A 22,231-nucleotide genomic window follows, 5' to 3' on the forward strand; every position below is an offset into this window, starting at 1 on the left:
CCTTTTTTGTGCCTGCAATACGCAATGCGCTGTCTTACAAGCTGTAGGGTGGCTGACGCTTTTTTCAGCCACCATGGGCAATGGGCAACGCCCGGGACCAAGGTTATAGGTTCGGCTGTTTGCACCCGGGTGAACGAGCTTTGCGCTGTTGCCCCTACGCGTGATTATTTTCGGAAACGGAGTCCCTTAATGCGCCTGACCATTCAACCTGCCGACTTACACAATGCGGTCGCCGCTGGCGTGCTGACGCCTGGCCAAGACGCTGCTCTACTGAGCTTTTTGCAGAAGCAAAACCCCGAGCAAGCAAGCTTTCAACTGGCCCACGTTGCCTACTACTTTGGCGCAATGCTGATCATCGGCGCCATGGGCTGGCTGCTGACCGAAGCCTGGATGAACCTTGGTGAGAGCGCCTTACTGATGATCAGCACCGCCTATATGCTGTTGTTTACCCTGTGCGGACGCAGCATGTGGCAACGCGGCCAGCAAATACCGGGAGGCTTGTTAGGGGCTGTGGCCGTAAGCATGACGCCGCTGCTGATATTTGCCGTACAACACCTGATGGGCTGGATGCCCGTGGATGATGGTTTAGGCAGTTACACCGATTATTACAAGTATGTACAAAGCGGTTGGCTGGCAATGGAGGTCGGCACCGTCATCGTGGGTATATTGATGCTCCGCCTGTTGCCCTTCCCGTTTATCGTGATGCCCATGGCCATTGCCCTGTGGTTTATGTCGATGGACTTGACCGAGTTATTGTTCGGTACTTCTTTCGACTGGGAGCAACGGCGCTGGACATCATTGTGGTTCGGCCTGTTGGTGCTGCTCGCGAGCCTGTGGATCGATGGCCGCAGCCAGCGTGACTATGCGTTCTGGTGTTACTTGGCGGGCTTGTTGGCATTCTGGGGTGGGCTGACGTCTATGGACAGTGGCAGCGAATTTGGCAAAGCCATGTACTGCCTGATCAATCTGGGCTTGATGGCGATTGCCATACTCTTGCGGCGCAGCGTCTTCATGGTCTTTGGTGCACTCGGCGTGGCCTCTTATCTGGGTTATTTATCCTACGAGGTGTTCGCCGACTCGCTGCTGTTCCCGATCATTGTCAGCCTGCTGGGCCTGGCCCTCATTGGTTTAGGGCTGATGTATCAAAAGCGCCGGGATGCCTTCAGCGAGCAACTGCGCAGTAAAATACCGGCCAGCTGGCAGGCGTTCCTACCGGCGCTGCGACGCTGAAAAAGCAGAGCAAAATGCCCGCGGGATGCTGTCCATGGCTGGCCTGAAACAGCTGTACAAAAATTGAGCTAAACGCTTGATCGTTATAATATTTTTCGCCTAAGGGGTTTCGTTTAGCCGTGCAGCGTTGTAGAACAGGGTATGCCTTGCATAAGCGCATCAGCCAGTTTTGCTTAGCGTGCGGATCATCCCCCTCAGCAAGCCTGCATAACGCCCGGAGTTGGCGTTCAATTTTTAGACGCCTGTGGCAGTTGTGAGTCCACAGGGTCGTATTAAAGGAGCCAAGAATGGCCCAACGAAACGTAATAAATGCCTCCGTAAGCCCGAAGGGCAGCCTCGAAACCCTCTCTCAGCGAGAAGTGCAGCAACTCAGCGAAGCCGGTTCAGCAAGCATTTACAAACTCTTTCGCCAGTGCGCGCTGGCCATCCTCAACACCGGCGCGCAAATCGATAACGCAAAAACCATTCTCGACGCCTACAAAGACTTTGAAGTTCGCATTCATCAGCAAGATCGCGGCGTTCGCCTGGAACTGCTTAACGCCCCTGCGGATGCCTTCGTTGATGGCGAGATGATCGCCAGCACCCGCGAGATGCTGTTCAGTGCCCTGCGTGACATCGTCTACACCGAGAACGAACTCGACAGCCAACGTATTGACCTGAGCAGTTCGGAAGGCATCACCGATTACGTATTCCATCTGCTGCGCAACGCTCGCACCCTGCGCCCAGGTTTAGAGCCGAAGATGGTGGTCTGCTGGGGCGGTCACTCGATCAATACCGATGAGTACAAGTACACCAAAAAAGTCGGCCACGAACTCGGCCTGCGCAGTCTGGATATCTGTACCGGCTGCGGCCCCGGCGTAATGAAGGGCCCGATGAAGGGCGCAACCATTGCCCATGCCAAGCAACGCATCAACAACAGCCGTTACCTGGGCTTGACCGAGCCAGGCATCATCGCCGCCGAAGCGCCGAACCCGATCGTTAACGAGCTGGTGATCATGCCGGACATCGAGAAACGTCTGGAGGCCTTCGTCCGTGTCGGGCACGGCATCATCATCTTCCCCGGCGGCGCCGGTACCGCTGAAGAGTTTCTCTATCTGCTGGGCATCTTGATGCACCCGGATAACAGCCAACTGCCCTTCCCGGTCATTCTCACCGGCCCGAAAAGCGCAGCGGCGTTTCTCCAGCAGCTGCATGCCTTTGTGGGCGCAACCTTGGGCGAGGAGGCCCAGCGCCATTACCAGATCATCATCGATAACCCGGTAGAAGTTGCCCGTGCGATGACGGCCGGGCTCAAAGAGGTAAAGCAGTTCCGCCGCGAGCGCAATGATGCCTTCCACTTCAACTGGCTGCTGAAGATCGACGAAAGCCTGCAGCGTCCATTCGAACCGACGCATGAGAACATGGCCAGCTTGCAGTTGAGCCGTGCTTTGCCTGCCCATGAGTTGGCCGCCAACCTGCGTCGGGCGTTCTCCGGAGTCGTTGCCGGTAACGTCAAGGACAAGGGCATTCGCATGATCGAAGAGAAAGGCCCGTATCAGATTCATGGTGATGTGGCCGTGATGCAGCCGCTGGACGAGTTGCTGCAAGCCTTTGTCGATCAACACCGCATGAAGCTACCGGGCGGCGCCGACTACGTGCCGTGCTACCGCGTGGTTAAGTAAGCTTGAGCCTGAGCCATCGGACCGCTGATGTTCGATGGCCTGGGTTAAACCTGCCAAGCAATGCGCAAGGCGCGCAAAGCCGCCTCAATATCCGCTTCATTGACGGCGGCAAAACCCAGCACCAGACCGGCACGCTGATCCGGCGCTGCATCGCTGTCTGGCAGCCAGTAATTGCTCAGCGCATTGATTTCAACACCCGCTGCCCCCGCAGCGGCAATCAATGCTTGCTCTCGGGCAAGGCTATCGACTCTGACGCACAAATGCAGACCCGCATCAACCGCGGGCATCGCTGCACACCCTGCTATTGCCTCTGGCCACCCGGCCAAAAGTGCGTCACGGCGACTGCGAGCAGCGCTGCGCATCCGACGGATATGGCGTTGAAAGTGACCCGCCGCCATGAACTCTGCCATCACCGCTTGGGTTCCAATTTCAGAATGGCGCATATCCAGGGCCCGTCGCCGCGAAAACGACTCCGCCAGGCTTGCGGGTAAAATCAAATAGCCCAGGCGCAAGGCCGGAAAGGTAATTTTGCAAAACGTGCCGACATATAACACCCGCCCCTGACGGTCGAGCGCAGCCAAGGGCGCCAACGGCGTTCCGCTGTAACGGTACTCACCGTCGTAATCGTCTTCAATAATCCAGCCATTATGCCGCTCTGCCCACTCCAGCAATTCAAGCCGGCGCTGCAGCGACAAGGTCACCCCGGTTGGGTATTGGTGCGATGGTGTTACATAGGCCAAGCGGCAGTGGCCAATCCGTTCCAGCGCGGCCGTATCAATGCCTTCGCCATCCACTGCGACGCCCTGCAACTGGGCGCCAGCGACGGCAAATGCATGGCCTGCTGCACGGTAGCCGGGGTTCTCAACCGCCACCCGATCACCGGGTTGCAGCAATAACTGCGCGCACAGGCTGATTGCTTGCTGCGCGCCACTGGTAATCACCACTTGCGCCGGGTCGCACTGCACGCCGCGACTGTTTCGCAGGTAAGCCACAATCAACTCGCGCAACTGGCGGTCACCTGCGGGGTCACCATAGCCCAGCCGAGCGGGCGACGGCTTGCGCCAGAACCGCGCTGTTAACCTGGCCCAGGTTTCAAACGGAAAGAGGTCGAATGCCGGAACGCCCACCCGAAATGCCCGTGGTGCCCCTTCCGGCGGTTTAGGCAGATGATGATTGTCGAGGCGCCGCATGGCATCGCTGGGCGCCGGGTCAACAGTTTGCGCCGGTGCAGCGGCTGCAACGCTTACCAACTGCGCAATGTAGGTGCCATCGCCGACCCGGCCTTCGATATAGCCTTCCGCATAAAGCTGATCAAAGGCCCGGGTCACCGTATTGCGCGAGACATTAAACAAGCTGGCAAGGTCGCGACTGGCAGGCAGCCGCGCGCCACCCGCCAAGCGACCGTCGAGGATGCGTTCACGCAAATGCTGGTAGAGCTGGCGCGATAATCCGCGACCCGGCTCAAGGCGAACACCCGACAAATCAACGGGTAGAGGTGCGCTCGTCGACATAAATGGCCCCATCAAGTTGGCTATAAATGGATCTTACAACAGGCCAATATTCTGCCTAGCATGGGGCTCAATCACCACACACTTCTATCTAGAAGCATCCATTCACAACCATCACGCAGAAGAGCCTGTATGTATTTACCTTCAGCCTTTCGACTAGATGATCTCGGCACGCTGCATGAAGAGATCGATAAAGCGCGCTTGGCCACGGTAGTCAGCCACGGCGCGAGTGGCTTGCAGGCTACTCCCCTACCGCTGTTGCTGGTCCGTGAAGAGGGTCAATACGGCACCCTTTATGGACACCTTGCGCGGGCGAACCCGCATTGGCGCGATTGGCAAGATGGCAATCAGGCGCTGGTAATGTTCAACACCGCAGATGGCTATATCAGCCCGGCGTGGTACCCGGCCAAGGCCGAACACGGCAAAGTGGTGCCAACCTGGAACTACATCAGCATCCAGGCGCGCGGCCCGATCGAGCTGTTCGATGATCCGCAGCGGTTACTGCAACTGGTCAGCCGCCTGAGTGACAAACACGAAGCGAGCCGCGCTCAACCTTGGTCCGTCACGGACGCCCCCGCCGACTATATCGACAAGATGCTGCGCGCCATTGTCGGCTTTGCCCTGCCTATCGAGCAGCTGGAAGGCAAATACAAGCTCAGCCAAAACCGCGATATAGCCGACCGGCAAGGCGTTCACGCTGGCCTGCAAAACAGCGTAGATCTGCGCGATCAACTACTTGCCGGGCGTATGCCCAACTCCGACTAAGCCATAGGATTTAGCCATGTCTCTCGAGATTCGCCCCATCACCGCCGCCGATGAAGCCGTCTGGTTGCCACTTTGGCAGGGTTATCAGCAGTTCTATAAAACTGAAATCAGTGCGCAAACCAGCGCCATCACCTGGCAGCGCTTTCTGGACCCTGACGAACCCATGCACGCCGCTATCGCCTGGCTGGACAATAAGCCGGTTGGGATTGTGCATTGGATTTACCACCGTTCATGCTGGACCGTCGGCGACTATTGCTACCTGCAGGATTTATTTGTTGAGCAGCCCCTGCGCGGTGCAGGTGTTGGCCGCAAATTGATCGAGCATGTCTATGCTCAGGCGCAAGCAGCTGGCGCTTCTCGAGTGCACTGGTTGACTCAGGAAACCAATACCGATGCCATGCAGCTCTATGATCGCATTGCCGACCGCTCGGGTTTTCTCCAATATCGCAAACTGTTCTGATCAGGGGCCAGACAATGAAATATCAACTCAATAACAATCCGCTCGAATGGCAGCCTGTGGCAGCGCCTGAGCGCACAGTATTAACCGGCAAATTTGTTCAACTTGAGCCCTTGGATACCCGTCGCCATGGCGATGATCTGTGGCAGGCGTTGCAAGGCCCGGACTCAGACCCAAAGCTTTGGGAGTATCTGCCTTATGGACCTTTCCCTGTTCGTAAGGAATTTAATGACTGGCTGAACGCCAAGCAGGACAGCGCGGACCCATTGTTTTTTACCATTATCGATATCGCCAGCCAGCGCGCAGTTGGCTTATTCAGCTATTTGCGGATTACCCCGAAAGACGGCGCCATTGAAATTGGCCACGTGGCTTTTGGCCGCGTGATGCAACGCACACCGGGCTCAACCGAAGCCATTTGGTTGCTTGCCAATTACGCAATGTCCGCACTGGGCTATCGCCGCCTGGAGTGGAAATGCAATGCACAAAATGCACGCTCGATGCGCGCAGCCGAGCGTCTTGGCTTCGTTAACGAGGGTATATTTCGCCAGCACATGGTGATCAAAGGCCGCAATCGCGATACTGCCTGGTTCTCCATCGTGGACAGCGAATGGCCACGCTGCCGTGAAGCCTTCATTCGCTGGTTGGATGAGGCTAACTTCGACAGCAACGGCCAGCAAATCAACAGCCTTCAAGCGCTGCGCAATCAGTGAAACGGTGGCTGAAAAGAGCGTCAGCCACCCCACAAGAGCGTCAGTTGTAGGCTGTGTCAACGCGAAGCTTGGCCACCATGGTTCACCCGGTAATTGAATGTGCCTGCGTAAATGAAGGCTTAATCTTGCTTCCAGCGCTGCGCTGCGGCTTGGTCGCTGCAACGTCCTTCGACCCAGCGCGGCCCCTCTGCGGTGTCTTCTTTCTTCCAGAATGGCGCGCGGGTTTTCAGGTAATCCATTATGAACGCGCAGGCGTCGAATGCAGCGTCACGGTGGGCGCTGCTGGTTCCGACAAACACAATGGGTTCACCGGGTTCAAGCCGACCGATGCGGTGAATCAACTCCACCTTGAGCAACGGCCAGCGTTGCGCAGCCTCCTCAACAATCTTGCCCAGGGCCTTTTCGGTCATACCGGGGAAGTGTTCAAGGAACATGCCGCCAACATCACGTCCATCATTGAAATCGCGAACATAGCCAACAAATGTCACCACTGCACCGACGCCCAGGTTCTGCGCGTGCAGGCTATTGAGTTCGACGCCAGGGTCGAATGCTTCAGGTTGAACCCGAATGCTCATTGCTAGCCTCCGGTGACTGTTGGGAAAAACGCCACTTCATCGCCTTCAGCAACCGCCTCATCCAGGCCGCACAGTTCTTGGTTGCGGGCGCACATCAAGTTCTGTTCAGCCAATACTTGCCATACGCCGCCACGGGCCAACAAAAATTCACGCACATCATTAAGGGTGGCAAAGCTGGTGCTGTCGCTCAATTGTTCACCATCAAGGCCTAAGGCTTCTCGGTAACGGGCAAAATACTGCACGCGAATCATTGGCCACCTTCCGCTTGATGCTTGAAATGGCCACTCTTGCCGCCCACTTTTTCCAGCAACCGCAGGTTCTCGATCGTCATGCCGCGGTCAACCGCTTTGCACATGTCATAAATAGTCAGTGCGGCCACACTGGCAGCGGTCAGCGCTTCCATTTCGACCCCGGTTTGCCCGGTCAGCTTGCACCGCGCCTGAATGCGCACGGCATCAGTGCCTTCTGCGCTCAGCTCAACCTTGACGCTGGTCAGCATCAGCGGATGGCACAGCGGGATCAGGTCCGAGGTTTTTTTCGCGGCTTGAATACCGGCAATACGTGCGACAGCAAAGACATCACCCTTGGGGTGTCCCCCCTCGACAATCATCTGCAGGGTCTCGGGGCGCATACGCACCCATGCTTCGGCGACAGCCTCGCGTACGGTCAACGACTTGTCGCTGACATCGACCATGTTGGCACGGCCTTGTGAATCAAGATGAGTGAGCACAGTGTTACTCCAAACTTCGATGGGTCGATTGTAAACCTCAGAGTCAGGTTTCGGCACCTGTGAATATTCAAGCCCTGCCTGCACTCAACAAAAAAGCCCTGCCAGCTTACGCCAACAGGGCTTGTGATTGAGCAAGGCTGCTACATGTGTGTTTCTGCGTACTCCGCCAGTATCGAGCGAGGGACCCCTTGCAAGGTGATATGCACACCGTGGGAAAAGTCTTTGAAGCGCTCTGTAAGGTAGGTCAGGCCGGAACTTGGCGCTGACAAATAAGGCGTATCGATTTGCGCCAAGTTACCGAGGCAAATAACCTTGGACCCGGTACCGGCACGGGTGATGATGGTTTTCATCTGGTGCGGCGTAAGGTTTTGGCATTCATCTATCAGGATCAAACTCTGCTGGAAGCTGCGGCCACGAATATAGTTGAGGGATTTAAACTGCAGCGGTACTTTCTGCAGAATGTAGTCAACGCTGCCATGGGTATTTTCATCGTCCATGTGCAAGGCTTCGAGGTTATCGGTAATTGCGCCGAGCCAAGGCTCCATTTTCTCGGCCTCGGTGCCGGGCAGGAAACCAATTTCCTGATCGAGCCCCTGCACGCTGCGGGTGGCGATGATACGGCGGTAACGCTTGCTGACCATGGTTTGTTCGATGGCGGCCGCCAAGGCCAAGATGGTCTTACCCGAGCCGGCGGCACCGGACAGGTTGACCAGGTGAATGTCCGGGTCCAGCAAAGCGTATAGCGCTAGCGCCTGATAAATATCGCGCGGCTTGAGCCCCCACGCTTCCTGGTGCATCAGCGGCTCCTGATGCAAATCCAGAATCAGCATTTCGCCTTCGTCGATCTCCTTGATCCAGCCCACAAAGCCTTGTTCATCAATAATGAACTCGTTGACGTGCACTGAAGGCAGATTGTCGGTGAGTTGCACCCGATGCCAGGTTCGACCGTGGTCCTGACGGGTTTCTACTTTACTGACGCGGTCCCAGAAACCGCCTGACATGTTGTGATAACCCTGCGACAGCAGCGAAACGTCATCCACCAACTGGTCGGTGTGATAGTCCTCGGAGTCAATGCCACAGGCTCGCGCTTTGAGGCGCATATTGATGTCTTTGGTAACCAACACCACATTCAAGCCTGGACGGCGCGACTTTAACTCAACCAGCTGGTTAATGATTTTGTTGTCATTGAGGTCTTCAGGCAACCAAGTGATGGGGGCTGCACTTTTGCTCATCAGGATCGATAAAAAGCCGCAGGCACCACTTTTTTCACGTTGAATCGGTACGCCATGCTCCACTTCTTCAGGTGATGCGCTCCCTAGAATCTTGTCGATCAATCGGATCGCCTGACGGCATTCAGCAGCTACGCCTTGCTTCCCGGTTTTGAGCTTGTCCAGTTCTTCCAACACCGTCATCGGAATAGCGACGTGGTGCTCCTCAAAATTGAGCAACGCGTTGGGATCGTGGATCAGCACATTGGTGTCGAGGGCGTAGAGGGTTGGAGCGGTGGGCTTGCTGCGTCCGTGGTCATCCATACTCGTTCACCTTCTAGTAGAAGCCAAGCAACGGAATGCCAGATCAGCGCTCCGCTGCACAGGACCGCCGACTTCTCAGGGGCGGCTGAGAAGCTGCAAGAAAGGTGAAGAGCAATATCGCCACCTGACTGCAGGGTTCGGCGTCTGTCTTCTTTGATACTCCAAAAAACATGACAGTTAAACGAAGATTTCAGTTTTTTTATGTTTATTTGTCGGGCAGACGAATAGCGCTTGGCGAGCAGGCATTGTGCCGTTAAAGTCGGAAGTCCCATCGATGCTTTTGCCTGTAAAATTTCTGCTTTACAGGCCTTTCTCTGCGGCCCGTCACAACCCTCAACATCAGTGTCCAGCCAATCAAAAAGCACCCGACAGGAGGTTATTGCCCCCAGGTTCTGTCGAGGCTGTTAAATGCCTGAGCGTCGGAAAAACCTTGATTAGCTTTGCTCATGGCCTTAATAGCTAGAGTCCGAGTGCCTGGTCAGCCTAAAATCACTCCCAGACTTTAAGGAGCAGACTTTATGCTGATGGTGATTTCTCCGGCGAAAACCCTCGATTACGAGACTTTGCCTGTGACCGAACGTTTCACCCTGCCGCAACATCTCGATCATGCCAGTGACTTGATCAGTCAATTACGCGATTACTCACCGCAGCAAATTGCTGAACTGATGCACCTTTCAGACAAGCTTGCTGGCCTGAATGCTGCGCGTTTTGGCAGTTGGTCACCCACGTTCACACCAGAAAACGCCAAACAAGCCGTGCTGGCCTTTAAAGGTGACGTCTACACCGGCTTGGCAGCAGAAGACTTCACGGATGCTGATTTTGACTTTGCTCAACAGCACCTGCGCATGCTTTCGGGACTTTATGGCCTGTTACGCCCACTGGACCTGATGCAGCCTTATCGTTTGGAAATGGGCACCAAGCTGGAAAATCCAAGGGGTAAAGACATCTATGCCTTTTGGGGCGAGCGTATCAGCGGCTGGATAAATGAAGCGCTGGCCGAGCAAGGTGACGATCTTGTGCTCAATCTTGCATCGAACGAGTACTTCTCAGCGGTTAAACGCAACGCGTTGAATGCCCGTGTCATTAACACCGAGTTCCGCGACCAGAAGAACGGTGAGTATAAAATAATCAGCTTTTATGCCAAAAAAGCCCGCGGACTGATGGCTCGATACGTCATCAAGGAAAAAATTTCCGATGTTGAAGGATTGATGAACTTTGACGATCAGGGCTATCGCTTCGCGCCAGATCGTTCCAAGCCGGACAATCTTGTGTTCCTGCGCGACGAACAAAACGCCTGACGCCCCGCCTCTACCGATGGGTTGAATATTCAACCCATTGCGCTATATCGCCCAGCAATAGTTGATGTATCACATAACTAACGAATAGTTCAGTGGATATGCGTGCACGCAAAATCCACACTCAGCCAACATCACTTCAGCGTCTAGCTAATTACAAATAGCCACTACTCTAGATATCAGATTGCGATCACCCTGCAATCACGCCAAATAATTTGTCTACGACAAAAGTTGACGAACGGTATGAACTTACAGAATTTTCCTACACTCATATTCGGCGTAACACACTTCTTCGCGCATCATTCAGCGCGATACAAACTGCCCTAGATTCTCGGAATAACATTCGAGGTAACGGTTCACCTAAGCAATGTAAGACAGACAACTAGAAGACATAGGTGCCGGGCGGCAGTTTACGCCTAACCCCCTCTAATCAAAGAGTTTTTCGGCAAATACCGAAAACCTTGAAACAGAGGATTTAACAATACATGCCTATTCGCGCTCCATTAAGCGAGCGGGGATAAGTACGGCCTGAATAAGTAACCGCAACAAGAAGTTGTGCAGAAAACAGCAACTTAAAACCCGTTAAGCAGTATTAATTTTGTAATAAATGAATGAGGTTAAGACCATGCGCATTAGTATCTTTGGTTTAGGTTATGTCGGCGCCGTGTGTGCTGGCTGTTTATCGGCACGGGGCCATGAAGTTATTGGTGTGGATATCTCCGCGAACAAAATCGACCTGATCAACAAAGGTAAATCGCCTATCGTTGAACCGGGTCTTGAAGGCCTGCTACAGCAAGGTCTAGCCACCGGAAAACTACGCGGAACTACTGATGTTGCCAGCGCTGTTGCCGACAGCGAAGTGTCATTCATTTGTGTTGGTACGCCGAGCAAAAAGAACGGCGACCTGGAGCTTAATTACATTGAAGGCGTGTGCCGCGAAATCGGCATGGCCATGCGTGATAAGGGCGAACGTCACACCGTAGTTGTGCGCAGCACGGTATTGCCGGGCACAGTGCGCAACGTGGTGATTCCAATCCTTGAAGACTGCTCTGGCAAGAAAGCCGGTGTCGACTTTGGCGTTGCAGTCAACCCTGAGTTCCTACGCGAAAGCACGGCGATCAAGGACTACGACTTCCCGCCTATGACGGTCATCGGTGAGTCCGATACCGCGTCTGGCGACCTGCTCGAAAGCATCTACAGCGAACTCGATGCACCGGTCATTCGCAAGACCATCGATACCGCCGAAATGATCAAGTACACCTGCAATGTTTGGCACGCAACCAAAGTGACCTTCGCCAATGAGATTGGCAACATCGCCAAAGCTGTTGGCGTTGACGGTCGCGAAGTCATGGACGTGATCTGCCAGGACAACAAGCTCAACCTGTCTAAATACTACATGCGCCCTGGTTTTGCCTTTGGCGGCTCATGCTTGCCGAAAGACGTACGCGCCCTGTCCTATCGCGCCACCTCGCTAGACGTTGAAGCGCCGCTGATTAGCTCGCTGATGCGCAGCAACGTGGTTCAGGTGCAAAAAGCCTTCGACATCGTCTCGCGTTGCAACAAGCGCAAAGTGGCGTTGCTCGGCCTGAGCTTCAAAGCCGGTACGGATGACCTGCGTGAAAGCCCATTGGTTGAACTGGCGGAAATGCTTATCGGCAAGGGCTACGACCTCAGCATCTTCGACCGTAACGTCGAGTACGCCCGTGTTTACGGGGCGAACAAAGATTATATCGAATCGAAAATCCCTCACGTTTCCTCACTGCTCAACAGCGACTTCGACCAAGTGGTCAGCGATGCCGAGGTGATCATTCTGGGCAATGGCGACAAAGACTTTGCGCCCCTGGCGGACAAAAACCTCGAAGGCAAACAAGTCATCGACTTGGTTGGTTTCATGACCACAGCAACCCGCAGCGGCGCCGAAGGCATCTGCTGGTAAGTCTCGCTTTTAGTCATGAACCCACCTTGGGCATGCGCCTTATTGCCCATGCCCATGGTGAGTCCAGTGGATACGATGGAAACGCATATGGATAAGCTCAAGACAGGCCTCCTTGAGGCTGCTGGCTGGCTGTTTTACCTGTCATTACTGATGTTGCTCGCCTTGGCATTGCCGACCAGTACCTTCGATCCCGAATCGAAGCACTATCTGCTGCTGATTGGCGCGGTTGGTATCTGGCGTTATTCCATGGGTGCCATACATTTTGTACGTGGCTGCCTGTTCCTTTATTTGGTTTACCCCTATTACAAGCGCAAGGTTCGCAAGCTGGGTTCAGCGGCTGATCCATCACATGTATTCCTGATGGTCACCAGCTTTCGTATCGATGCGCTTACCACTGCAATGGTCTATCGCTCAGTGATTCGCGAAGCCATCGAGTGCGGTTACCCAACGACCATGGTCTGCTCAATCGTTGAGCTCTCCGATGAACTGTTGGTGAAAAGCATGTGGGAGAAAATGAACCCGCCTGCCCACGTCAAACTCGACTTTGTGCGAATTCCCGGCACCGGTAAACGCGATGGACTGGCGTACGGTTTTCGCGCCATCTCACGGCAGATGCCAGACAACAATGCGGTGGTTGCAGTGATTGATGGCGACACCGTGCTGGATGTCGGTGTCGTACGCAAAACCGTGCCTTGGTTTCAGCTGTTCCCCAATGTTGGCGGCCTGACCACCAACGAATTTTGTGAAGTTCGCGGCAGCTACATCATGAGCGAGTGGCACAAGCTGCGTTTCGCTCAGCGTCATCTCAACATGTGCTCCATGGCTTTGTCCAAGCGCGTGCTGACCATGACCGGGCGGATGTCAGTATTCCGTGCTCAAGTGGTGACCAATCCTGAGTTTATTGCCGACGTTGAAAGTGATCACCTTGAGCACTGGCGCCTGGGTCGCTTTCAGTTCCTGACGGGTGATGACAAGTCGAGCTGGTTCAGCTTGATGCGTCTGGGCTATGACACCTTCTACGTGCCGGATGCCGCCATCAACACTGTCGAGCATCCACCGGAAAAGAGCTTTATCAAAGCCAGCCGCAAGCTGATGTTCCGCTGGTACGGCAACAACCTTCGACAGAACTCACGGGCGTTGCGCCTGGGCATCAACCGCTTGGGTGGTTTCACCAGCGTGGTCTTGTTCGATCAGCGGGTGTCAATGTGGACCAGCCTGCTCGGTTTGGCCGTCGCGGTGATCGCCAGCATCAAGTACAGCCCGTCGTTCATCATCATTTACCTGTTGTGGATCGGCATTACCCGATTGGTATTGACCCTGTTGCTCAGCCTCAGCGGCCACCGTATCGGTCCGGCTTACCCAGCCATTCTTTATTACAACCAGATTGTCGGCGCCATGGTGAAGATCTACGTGTTCTTCCGTTTAGACCAGCAATCCTGGACCCGTCAGCCAACCAAGCTCAACCGAGACCTCGCCAGCTTTTCGCGACTGTTCAACAGCTGGTCTTCACGAGCCATGACTTTTACTGCCACCAGCGTATTCATCGCCACGCTTCTTGCGTTGGTGTGACCAGAACTGAATAGGAAATCAAACCCATGAACACAGCCGTTAACGTCAATGTGGTCCATGAATCGGAAGCTCAGCGCCAGCACGCCCGGGTGAAAATTCCGGCGACCCTGCGCTACATCACCAAGGCTCGCGAACAGGTTGAAGTGCGCGTGCTTGATCTGTCGGCCGGGGGCTTCAGCTTTTCCAACGAGAAAACCCAAGCCAATGTCGGTGACTTCCACAAAGCCCGTATGCAGTTTCAGTTGGACAGCCTCAACCTGAGCCTCGATATTGAATTTCAGGTGTGCTCCACCGACCCGATCAACAACCGCGTAGGTTGCCAGTTCCACAACCTCAAGCCGCGCGAGATTGCAACTCTGCGTTACCTGATCAGCGCCCACTTGAGCGGCGAAATTGTCTCGACGGGTGACCTGCTGAACACCCTGCAACGGGAAAACTTCACCAAGCCGCGCAAGCAAGGCAATGGTGGCGGTATGAGCGTGCTGGGACGCATCAAAGCGGTAACCTTCAGCATTGCCATCTTTGCCGTTGGCGTGGCCGCATTTGGCTACATTTTCAAATCCATCTACGGCTTGTACTTCGTCACCCATGCCTCTTCAGGCATGGTCAATGTGCCTAGCCTGAACATCACCATGCCTCGCGAAGGTACCGTACAGAGCCTGGTCGGCGCTGACGGCATCATCAACAAAGGCGCACCGGTTGCGAGCTTCTCCGCCAGCATGCTTGAAATGCTCAAGGGCCAGCTTACCGATGAACAGCTAACACCGGCCAACATTGAACAACTGTTCAGCAAGCAGATGAAAGGCACCTTGACCAGTCCCTGCAATTGCAAAATTGCTCGCCAGCTGGTCGCCGATGGTCAGTTCGCCAGCAAAGGTGATGTGATCTTTGAAATGGTTCCCCAAGACACCAAGGCCACCGTATTGGCCAGCTTCCCGTACCGCAAGTTCTCTGAGGCGCGTCCGGGCACACCGATCAAGTTCTGGGTGGCTGGCGACGACCAGGCTCGCAGCGGAAAAATCCTCAGCACCAACTTGCACAATGGCGGCTTGTCATCCGATATCCGCGCCATTATCGAACCGGATAGCACTCTGCCAAGCACCTTGGCTGGCCAACCTGTTGAAGTCGAAATTGATCGCGGCCCATCGCTCGATTGGTTGATCAACAAAGCCACAGCAGCTGGCTACTAAGGAGGACTCACAGGTGGCTACTGCTCATCCCCAACTACTCATGCTCGCAGCCGCCGTCACCTTGGCCAGTTGCGCAGGCTTGCCAGACGAGCGTCTGGCAAGCGAAGCACTCAAGCGCGGCGACACCGTCACGGCTGAGCGTAATTTCCAGCAGCTGGCTGAGCTGGGTTATGTCAAAGCACAGGTCGGTCTGGCTGACATGAAAGTCGCCAGCGGCACTGAAGAAGACCTCAAAGAAGCCGAGCGCACTTACCGCCAGGCGATGGACCAGTCGCCCCGCGCCAAAGGACGACTGGGCCGTTTGCTCGCGCGCAAGCCGGGCAGCAGCCACGCCGAACGCTTGGAAGCCGCGACATTGCTAAAGGAGGCATTCAGCGCTGGCGAACCCAACAGTTTGCTGCCGTTGACCATGCTCTATCTGCAATACCCACAGGACTTTCCCGCTATGAACGTGCAACAGCAAATTTCTAGCTGGCGCCAACAAGGCTATCCACAAGCCGAGTTGGCACAAATTCTCTACTACCGCACCCAAGGCACCTACGATCAGCACCTGACTGAGATCGAAGACATCTGCCAAAAACTCATCACCGAGTCCGATGCCTGCTATGTAGAGCTGGCCACGGTTTACCAGATGCAAGGCAAAAGCGAACAGCAAGACGCGCTTATCGCCACCATGATGAATGAGTATCACAGCCGGGCCTTGCCGCCACGCCGGGTTGAGGCAGTCGCCCAGGTATTGGCCGACGCTGAGTTGGGCAAGCCCAATGAAAGCCAGGCCAAAGAGCTACTGGAAGCCATCGCTCCGGTCTACCCGGCCGCCTGGGTAAGCCTTGCTCGCCTGCTGTACGACTACCCCGCATTGGGTGACAGCGAAACCATGATGACCTATCTCGACAACGGTCGTGAAGCATCGCTGCCCCGTGCCGAGCTGCTGCTTGGGCGCCTGTATTACGAAGGCAAGATGGTCCCGCAGGACCCGAAGAAAGCCGAAGAGCACCTGCGCAAAGCAGCACCGAGTGAGCCAACAGCCAACTACCTGCTGGGGCAACTCTACCTGCGCGGGTACTTGGGCGATATCTATCCGCAGCAAGCCCTTGATCACCTGCTAAGCGCTGCACGGAGCGGCCAGATCAATGCCGACTACGCCCTGGCGCAAATGTATTCGCAAGGCAAAGGCATCGTGCCAAACCTCAGTAACGCATATGTGTTCAGCCAGTTGGCGTTGCCGAAAAACACTCAGGCAAGCACTGACCTGGCCAACGAGGTTGCGCAAAAGCTAACGCCAGCACAACGCAGTGAAGCCGAGCAAAAGCTCCGCGAAGAACGCGAATTGCGTGGCACTGCTTTGCAAAACCAAACTCAGTTACAGGCACAGCTTCAATGAATATGAAACCAACGACAAAACTCAACGCCATCGCCACCAGCTTGGGCCTGGGCCTGACGCTGTTATCCAGCGCCAGTGCATTCGCGGCGAATGATCCGGATCAGAACTTCGGCCTGACCGCCAAGATAACCGCGCAATCTGAAGACGACCGCGACCTTGGCACCCGCAGCGGCGGCGATGTCAACGGTATAGGCCTCGACTTACGCCCTTGGTTATATGGCGAGCGCGGCAACTGGAGTGCGTTTGCCATGGGGCAAGCGGTAACCGCCACCGACATCATTGAAACGGACACCCTTCAGAGCAACTCAGACGACAGCGATAGCAGCAGCGCCAATAGCAATGACGGCCGAGAGCCGGACAAGAGTTATCTGGCAATGCGCGAGTTCTGGGTAGATTACAAAGGCTTGACCGCCTATCCCGGCGAACATCTGCGCCTTGGTCGCCAGCGTGTACGCAGCGACGAAGGCACCTGGTGGGACACCAATATCGAAGCCCTGAACTGGGAATTCGATACCACCCTACTTCGCGCCAACGCCGGTATGGCACAGCGCTTCTCCGACTACCGCACCGACCTCGATGATCTGGCACCAGAAGACGAGGATCGCCAGCACTACTTCGGCGGTATTTCTACACAGTGGAAGCCAGGCCACTGGGTGGGCCTCAAAGCACACCACAGCCGCGACTCCGGCAGCCTGCCGAACAATGGTGAGGAAGTTGATCAGCTAAGTAAGCGCTACACCGGTGACCTGACGTGGTTGGGCCTCAGCGCTGATGGCGATTTTTTCAACCGCCACTCGACGCAACCCCTTAACTACTGGGCGCAAGCCACATGGTTGACCGGCAGCATTGACGAACTTGAACAAGTCAACGCCGGCGACGAAAAGCTCGCCAATGGCTCGCGCGATGTTGACGTAAATGCTTGGGCGATGGATTTGGGGCTGCGCTGGAATATCGACCAAAACTGGAAAGTCGGCGGCGCTTATGCGCGTGGCAGCGGCGGCGGCGATGACGACAGCTCCGAGCAGTTCCGCCAGACCGGTCTGGAAAGTAACCGCTCCAACTTCACCGGCACTAACGCCCGCATGCATCGTTTTGGTGAGGCCTTCCGCGGTGAATTGAGCAACTTACACGCAGCCTCTTTGTTTGGCTCATGGCAGATGGACGATCAGTACGACGCCAGCCTGGTGTACCACAAGTTCTGGCGTGTCGATGACAAACAAGACATCGGCGACAGCGGCATTATCGCCAACCTCGAAGACGGTGAAAAAGACGTTGGCCAAGAGGTCGACTTGGTTGTCACCCGTTATTTCAAACAAGGATTGTTGCCAGCTGCGTTAGCCGAACAGGTTGATGAAGGCGCGGCACTGGTGCGCTTCCGTGGCGGTGTATTCATGCCAGGTGATGCCTATGCAAAGGGCACCGACTCGGTCATGCACCGCGCCTTTGTCGACGTAATCTGGCGCTTCTGAGGACTGCTCATGTACCCACAACCTGACACACTCAGAGCCCACGCTTGTATCAATGTGCTGCTGTTAAGCACCTTGCTACTCGGTGCGCCGGTGGCGTTGGCCAATGAGGCGAAAAGCCCGGCCAGCAATGCCGAAGCGGCGGAGCATGGCTCGGCAAAGTTTCTCAACGAGACCAACAACTACACGGTCACCAGTGCGCCGATTGAGCCGCTGCAGTTGGATACGCCCAAGCTACCTGATCTCAGCGGCTACACCGCTGAGGCTGTGGCCGCCAAGGTCAAGCACACACCGGGTGGCAAAGTGGTGGTGCGGCGCATGGTGCAACAAGTTGAGTTGCAAGACTTCATCGGCGGTAATGAGCGTCTGCGCGAGTGGGTAAAGCGGCAAAAAGGCATGCCGCAGGCAATCTTCATCGAGGGCGGCTACGTCACCCCTGAAGATATCGCCAAAGCGTTGCCTGAAAACCAGTTTGCCGAAACATCGCCAGGGGTTTACCTCTCACGCCTGCCCATCGTTGTATCTCAAGGTGCAACATTGCAGGTTGGCAAAGAAACCAAAGACCTGCGCCTGTCGCAAGAGCGCGGCGCATTTATGGTCAATGACGGCATGCTGTTTATCACTGACTCCAAGCTCACCGCTTGGCGGGAAGCCGATAACGGCCCGGCAACCTTTCGCACGCCAAATGAGTTCCGTCCATTCCTGGTGTCCTGGGGCGGCAGCGAGCTGTATATCTCCAACAGCGAAGTCACCAGCCTGGGCTACAACCAGAGCAAGTCATACGGCGTCAGTATCACCCAGTACTCGCCGGGTGTGGACAAGCGCCTCAAGCGCCCGCGTCCGACCGGCTGGTTGATTAACTCAACCTTCGTCGATCACTGGTATGGCTTTTATTGCTACGAAGCCGACGACGTAGTGGTCAAGGGCAATACCTACCGCGACAACATCGTCTACGGCATCGACCCCCATGACCGGTCACGGCGTTTGATCATTGCCGACAACACCGTCCATGGCACCAAGAAAAAGCACGGAATCATTATTTCCCGTGAGGTGGATGACAGCTGGATCATCAACAACAAGAGCTACGACAACAAGCTTTCCGGCATCGTAATTGACCGTAACAGCATCAATAACCTGGTTGCCTACAACGAGGTTTATCAGAACCACTCCGACGGTATCACCCTGTATGAAAGCAGCCACAACCTGCTGTGGGGCAACAAGGTTCTGAACAACTCGCGTCACGGCATCCGGATACGTAACAGCGTCAACATTCGGCTCTACGAAAACGTTTCAGCGGGCAATAAGTTGACCGGAGTTTATGGCCACATCAAAGACCTGTCCGACACCGACCGCGACATTGACCTCGATCCATTCGACACCAAGGTTTCAATGATTCTGGTAGGCGGCACGCTGGCAGCAAACGGTTCAGGCCCATTGTCCATCGACTCGCCACTGAGCCTTGAGCTGTACCGGGTGAACATGATCGCACCGACCAAAAGTACCGGCATCAGTTTCTCGGGTGTGCTCGGCAAACGCCAGGAAGAGATTCTCGATCTCTTAGTGCGGCGCAAATTGGCGGTGCTTATCGACCCAGTCGAAAGCCAGGCAGAACTGCAGAATTGAGGGCTAACCACGTGAGTAAGAAGATTTTTAAATTGCGCCAATTGGCTGTAGCCAGTGTCTTGCTCGGCACCGCCAGCGCGGCTATGGCTGAACCCAGCTATAGCGTGCAGCGCGTCGGCCCACTGTGCCCGGCCGCGCAAAACCCAGCAAATTACAACACCAAGTACCTGAGCTTTTTTACGGCATTGGTCCAAGGTAAAGGTGACTGGCTGTTTCGGAGTCGCAATGACCTGCGTACCGACTTTGGCACAACGCCACACGGCTACCAGCAGTTCAAACGCTTGCGTGATGCACTGAAAAGCAAAGGCATTGAACTGATGGTTGTCTATCAGCCCACCCGCGGCCTGGTCAATCGTGAGCAACTGACTGACGCGGAGAAAGCCCGCTTTAACTACGCCTTGGCGAAGAAGAACTACCAGCAAGCGATTGCCGATTTTCGCAAAACCGGTATTTGGGTCACTGATCTTTCCCCACTGTTTGATGAACAGGACGTGAAAACCCCTTACTACTTCGAGGCTGACCACCACTGGACCCCGGCGGGTGCGTCACGCACGGCCAAACTGGTTGCACAAACCCTCAAGCAAATGCCCGGCTTTTCAGATATTCCAAAGAAGGAATTCGAAAGCACCGTGGTGGGCTTATTGCCGAAAGCAGGCACCTTGCACAAGACCGCCGCTGAGTTCTGTGGTGTGAGCTATGCCACGCAATATGTGCCCCGTTACGAAACCGAGCCAGTTGGCGATGCCGACGGTGACAGCCTGTTTGGTGATGAGTCGGTGCCGAAAATCACCATTGTCGGCACCAGTAACAGTGGGCCGGCTTACAACTTCCCTGGGTTCTTGCAGCAGTACAGCGGAGCTGAAGTGCTGAACATGGCCGTCAGTGGCGGTGGTTTCGACAGCGCGCTGTTGCAGTACATGAGCAGCGAAGAGTTTCGCACCAACCCGCCGAAAATCCTGATTTGGGAGTTCGCCACCCACTACGATCTCGCCCAGGACAGCTTCTATCGCCAGGCGATGCCAATGGTCAACAACGGCTGCGAAGGTCGCCCGGCAGTAATGCATAACAAGGTCAAGATGAAGCCCGGCAACAACCAGATCTTCGTCAATGGCGAGAACACTGCGCTGCAAGACATCCGCGGCGGCGACTACCAGGTTGACCTGACATTCAGTGACCCCAGTGTGCATGAGTCGAAAGCCACCTTGTGGTACCTCAATGGCCGTCGCGAAAAATTCAAGATTGAACAAAGCGACCGCGTCGATACCGGCGGGCGCTATGCCTTTGAACTGAGGAACGACCCCGACTGGCGCGATCTCAACCTGCTCGCCCTTGAAATCCAAAGCCCGGAAGAAATGCCCGCTGGCCTCAGCGTAGAAGCAACGCTGTGCAAGCGGCCATCCAGTACCGGCAAAAATCTCACAGCGAAAGCTGACTGAGAATGGAGTCAACTATGCAAGCGAAAAAATGGCTATCAATCCCCTGTCTACTGGCACCCTGCTTACTGGCCAGCGCAGTGTTTGCGCAAGCCGCCAGCGCCAGCGATCTGGTGCCTCCGGCAGGCTATTACGCGCCGGTGCACAGTCCGGCAAAAAAGCCGCGGTCCTGTGATGCCCCACCAACGCCCTATACCGGCAGTTTGGTGTTTCGCAGCAAGTACGAAGGTTCTGACAAGGCGCGTTCGACGCTGAACAAAAAAGCCGAGAAAGCCTTTCGCGATAGCACTGCCGACATCACCACCATGGAACGCGGCAGCAACCGTTACGTAATGCGTTACATGCAAACCGGCGATCCAAAGCAACTCGAATGCGCGATTCAGTGGATGGACAGCTGGGCACAGGCAGGTGCCCTGCTCAGTACTGATTACAACCACACTGGTAAATCCATGCGCAAATGGGCCTTGGGCAGCATGTCCTCGGCTTATCTACGGTTGAAGTTCTCTGAGAGCCAACCGCTCAAGGCTTACCCAGAGCAAGCCCAAGAAATCGAGCAGTGGTTCGTCAAGCTCGCTGAGCTGACCGTCAAGGACTGGAGCAATCTGCCGCAGCGAAAAATCAACAACCACAGCTATTGGGCTGCCTGGTCGGTGATGGCAACCGCGGTAGCTACTAATCATCGCGACTTGTTCGACTGGTCGATCAAGGAGTTTCAGGTTGCCGCCAATCAAGTCGATGCCGATGGCTACCTGCCGAACGAACTGAAGCGCAAACAGCGAGCGCTGGCGTATCACAACTACAGCCTGCCGCCGCTGACCATGATTGCTGCATTTGCCGAAGCCAATGGGGTTGATCTGCGCCCTGCTAATCAGCAGGCACTCAAGCGCCTAGCCGAACGTGTGATGGACGGTGTGTCTGACCCGGATGAATTCAAAGCCAAAACCGGTGACAAGCAGGACATGACCGACCTCAAGAAGCCCGCCAAATTTTCTTGGCTCGCACCCTACTGCACGCTTTACAGCTGCACGGCGGACTTCAACAAAGGTATCGAAAAGTTTGGCCCGTTCAAGACATTCCGTTTAGGCGGCGATGTCAGCAGCGTTTTCAATCCAAAAAGTCAGGGCGGTTAACCCGCGCTAAAAACACCCCCGCCAAGCTGCTTGGCGG

General features: G+C 55.4%; 19 protein-coding genes. 14 read left to right on the top strand and 5 right to left on the bottom strand.

Annotated elements, in window-relative coordinates; all coding sequences use genetic code 11:
* Positions 1 to 189: 189 nt before the first annotated feature.
* Together AACY09_RS04070 and ppnN are read left to right on the top strand one after the other, a co-directional pair.
* Positions 190 to 1,230 (top strand): DUF2157 domain-containing protein, encoded by a 1,041-nt coding sequence (locus AACY09_RS04070; protein WP_339486202.1) that lies wholly within the window; start codon positions 190 to 192, stop codon positions 1,228 to 1,230.
* Positions 1,231 to 1,517: 287 nt separating this feature from the next.
* Positions 1,518 to 2,891: a nucleotide 5'-monophosphate nucleosidase PpnN gene (ppnN, locus tag AACY09_RS04075; RefSeq protein WP_339486203.1), complete on the top strand. Its 1,374-nt coding sequence runs from the start codon at positions 1,518 to 1,520 to the stop codon at positions 2,889 to 2,891.
* Between the two features lie 44 nt (positions 2,892 to 2,935).
* Here the strand turns inward: ppnN and pdxR are convergent, their stop codons facing one another.
* Positions 2,936 to 4,402, bottom strand: a complete 1,467-nt coding sequence (gene pdxR / locus AACY09_RS04080) for a MocR-like pyridoxine biosynthesis transcription factor PdxR (RefSeq protein ID WP_339486204.1) — start codon at positions 4,400 to 4,402, stop codon at positions 2,936 to 2,938.
* Between the two features lie 129 nt (positions 4,403 to 4,531).
* On the opposite strand from pdxR, the gene AACY09_RS04085 reads away from it, so the two are divergent.
* The 3 genes from AACY09_RS04085 to AACY09_RS04095 are packed head-to-tail and all read left to right on the top strand — an operon-like array spanning position 4,532 to position 6,331.
* Complete coding sequence (locus AACY09_RS04085; RefSeq protein ID WP_339486205.1) at positions 4,532 to 5,164, top strand: FMN-binding negative transcriptional regulator; 633 nt, start codon at positions 4,532 to 4,534, stop codon at positions 5,162 to 5,164.
* A gap of 16 nt (positions 5,165 to 5,180) precedes the next feature.
* A complete protein-coding gene (locus AACY09_RS04090; protein WP_339486206.1) occupies positions 5,181 to 5,624 on the top strand; it encodes a GNAT family N-acetyltransferase in 444 nt (147 codons plus the stop codon).
* A gap of 14 nt (positions 5,625 to 5,638) precedes the next feature.
* Positions 5,639 to 6,331, top strand: a complete 693-nt coding sequence (locus AACY09_RS04095) for a GNAT family N-acetyltransferase (RefSeq protein WP_339486207.1) — start codon at positions 5,639 to 5,641, stop codon at positions 6,329 to 6,331.
* A 119-nt stretch (positions 6,332 to 6,450) separates the two neighbouring features.
* On the opposite strand, the gene moaE is transcribed toward AACY09_RS04095, so the two are convergent.
* The 4 genes from moaE to AACY09_RS04115 form a co-directional block, all read right to left on the bottom strand.
* On the bottom strand, positions 6,451 to 6,906 hold the full coding sequence (moaE, locus tag AACY09_RS04100) for a molybdopterin synthase catalytic subunit MoaE (protein ID WP_339486208.1): 456 nt from the start codon (positions 6,904 to 6,906) through the stop codon (positions 6,451 to 6,453).
* A 2-nt stretch (positions 6,907 to 6,908) separates the two neighbouring features.
* Entirely contained in the window at positions 6,909 to 7,157 is a 249-nt protein-coding gene (locus AACY09_RS04105) for a MoaD/ThiS family protein (protein ID WP_339486209.1), read from the bottom strand.
* Positions 7,154 to 7,636, bottom strand: a complete 483-nt coding sequence (gene moaC, locus AACY09_RS04110) for a cyclic pyranopterin monophosphate synthase MoaC (RefSeq protein WP_339486210.1) — start codon at positions 7,634 to 7,636, stop codon at positions 7,154 to 7,156. The genes AACY09_RS04105 and moaC overlap by 4 nt, the downstream gene beginning before the upstream one ends.
* A gap of 140 nt (positions 7,637 to 7,776) precedes the next feature.
* Positions 7,777 to 9,168, bottom strand: coding sequence for a PhoH family protein (locus tag AACY09_RS04115; protein ID WP_339486211.1), 1,392 nt, complete (start codon positions 9,166 to 9,168; stop codon positions 7,777 to 7,779).
* A gap of 518 nt (positions 9,169 to 9,686) precedes the next feature.
* Between AACY09_RS04115 and yaaA the strand changes: the two genes are divergently transcribed.
* The 9 genes from yaaA (at position 9,687) to AACY09_RS04160 (ending at position 22,194) form a co-directional block, all read left to right on the top strand.
* A complete protein-coding gene (gene yaaA / locus AACY09_RS04120) occupies positions 9,687 to 10,466 on the top strand; it encodes a peroxide stress protein YaaA (protein WP_339486212.1) in 780 nt (259 codons plus the stop codon).
* Between the two features lie 622 nt (positions 10,467 to 11,088).
* Entirely contained in the window at positions 11,089 to 12,399 is a 1,311-nt protein-coding gene (algD, locus tag AACY09_RS04125; protein WP_339486213.1) for a GDP-mannose 6-dehydrogenase, read from the top strand.
* Positions 12,400 to 12,486: 87 nt separating this feature from the next.
* Positions 12,487 to 13,968, top strand: a complete 1,482-nt coding sequence (gene alg8 / locus AACY09_RS04130; protein ID WP_339486215.1) for a mannuronan synthase — start codon at positions 12,487 to 12,489, stop codon at positions 13,966 to 13,968.
* Positions 13,969 to 13,994: 26 nt separating this feature from the next.
* Positions 13,995 to 15,158, top strand: a complete 1,164-nt coding sequence (locus AACY09_RS04135; protein ID WP_339486216.1) for a PilZ domain-containing protein — start codon at positions 13,995 to 13,997, stop codon at positions 15,156 to 15,158.
* 40 nt (positions 15,159 to 15,198) lie between these two features.
* Complete coding sequence (gene algK / locus AACY09_RS04140; protein WP_339487072.1) at positions 15,199 to 16,542, top strand: alginate biosynthesis TPR repeat lipoprotein AlgK; 1,344 nt, start codon at positions 15,199 to 15,201, stop codon at positions 16,540 to 16,542.
* On the top strand, positions 16,539 to 18,011 hold the full coding sequence (locus tag AACY09_RS04145) for an alginate export family protein (protein ID WP_339486217.1): 1,473 nt from the start codon (positions 16,539 to 16,541) through the stop codon (positions 18,009 to 18,011). Before algK ends, AACY09_RS04145 begins: the two co-directional genes overlap by 4 nt.
* 9 nt (positions 18,012 to 18,020) lie before the next feature.
* Entirely contained in the window at positions 18,021 to 19,631 is a 1,611-nt protein-coding gene (gene algG / locus AACY09_RS04150; protein WP_339486218.1) for a mannuronan 5-epimerase AlgG, read from the top strand.
* Between the two features lie 11 nt (positions 19,632 to 19,642).
* Positions 19,643 to 21,067 (top strand): alginate O-acetyltransferase, encoded by a 1,425-nt coding sequence (locus tag AACY09_RS04155; protein ID WP_445323768.1) that lies wholly within the window; start codon positions 19,643 to 19,645, stop codon positions 21,065 to 21,067.
* A 14-nt stretch (positions 21,068 to 21,081) separates the two neighbouring features.
* Positions 21,082 to 22,194, top strand: a complete 1,113-nt coding sequence (locus tag AACY09_RS04160; RefSeq protein WP_339486219.1) for a mannuronate-specific alginate lyase — start codon at positions 21,082 to 21,084, stop codon at positions 22,192 to 22,194.
* The last annotated feature ends 37 nt before the right edge of the window (positions 22,195 to 22,231 follow it).

The sequence above is a fragment of the Pseudomonas sp. EL_65y_Pfl2_R95 genome, assembly GCF_963971045.1.
Lineage (GTDB): Bacteria > Pseudomonadota > Gammaproteobacteria > Pseudomonadales > Pseudomonadaceae > Aquipseudomonas.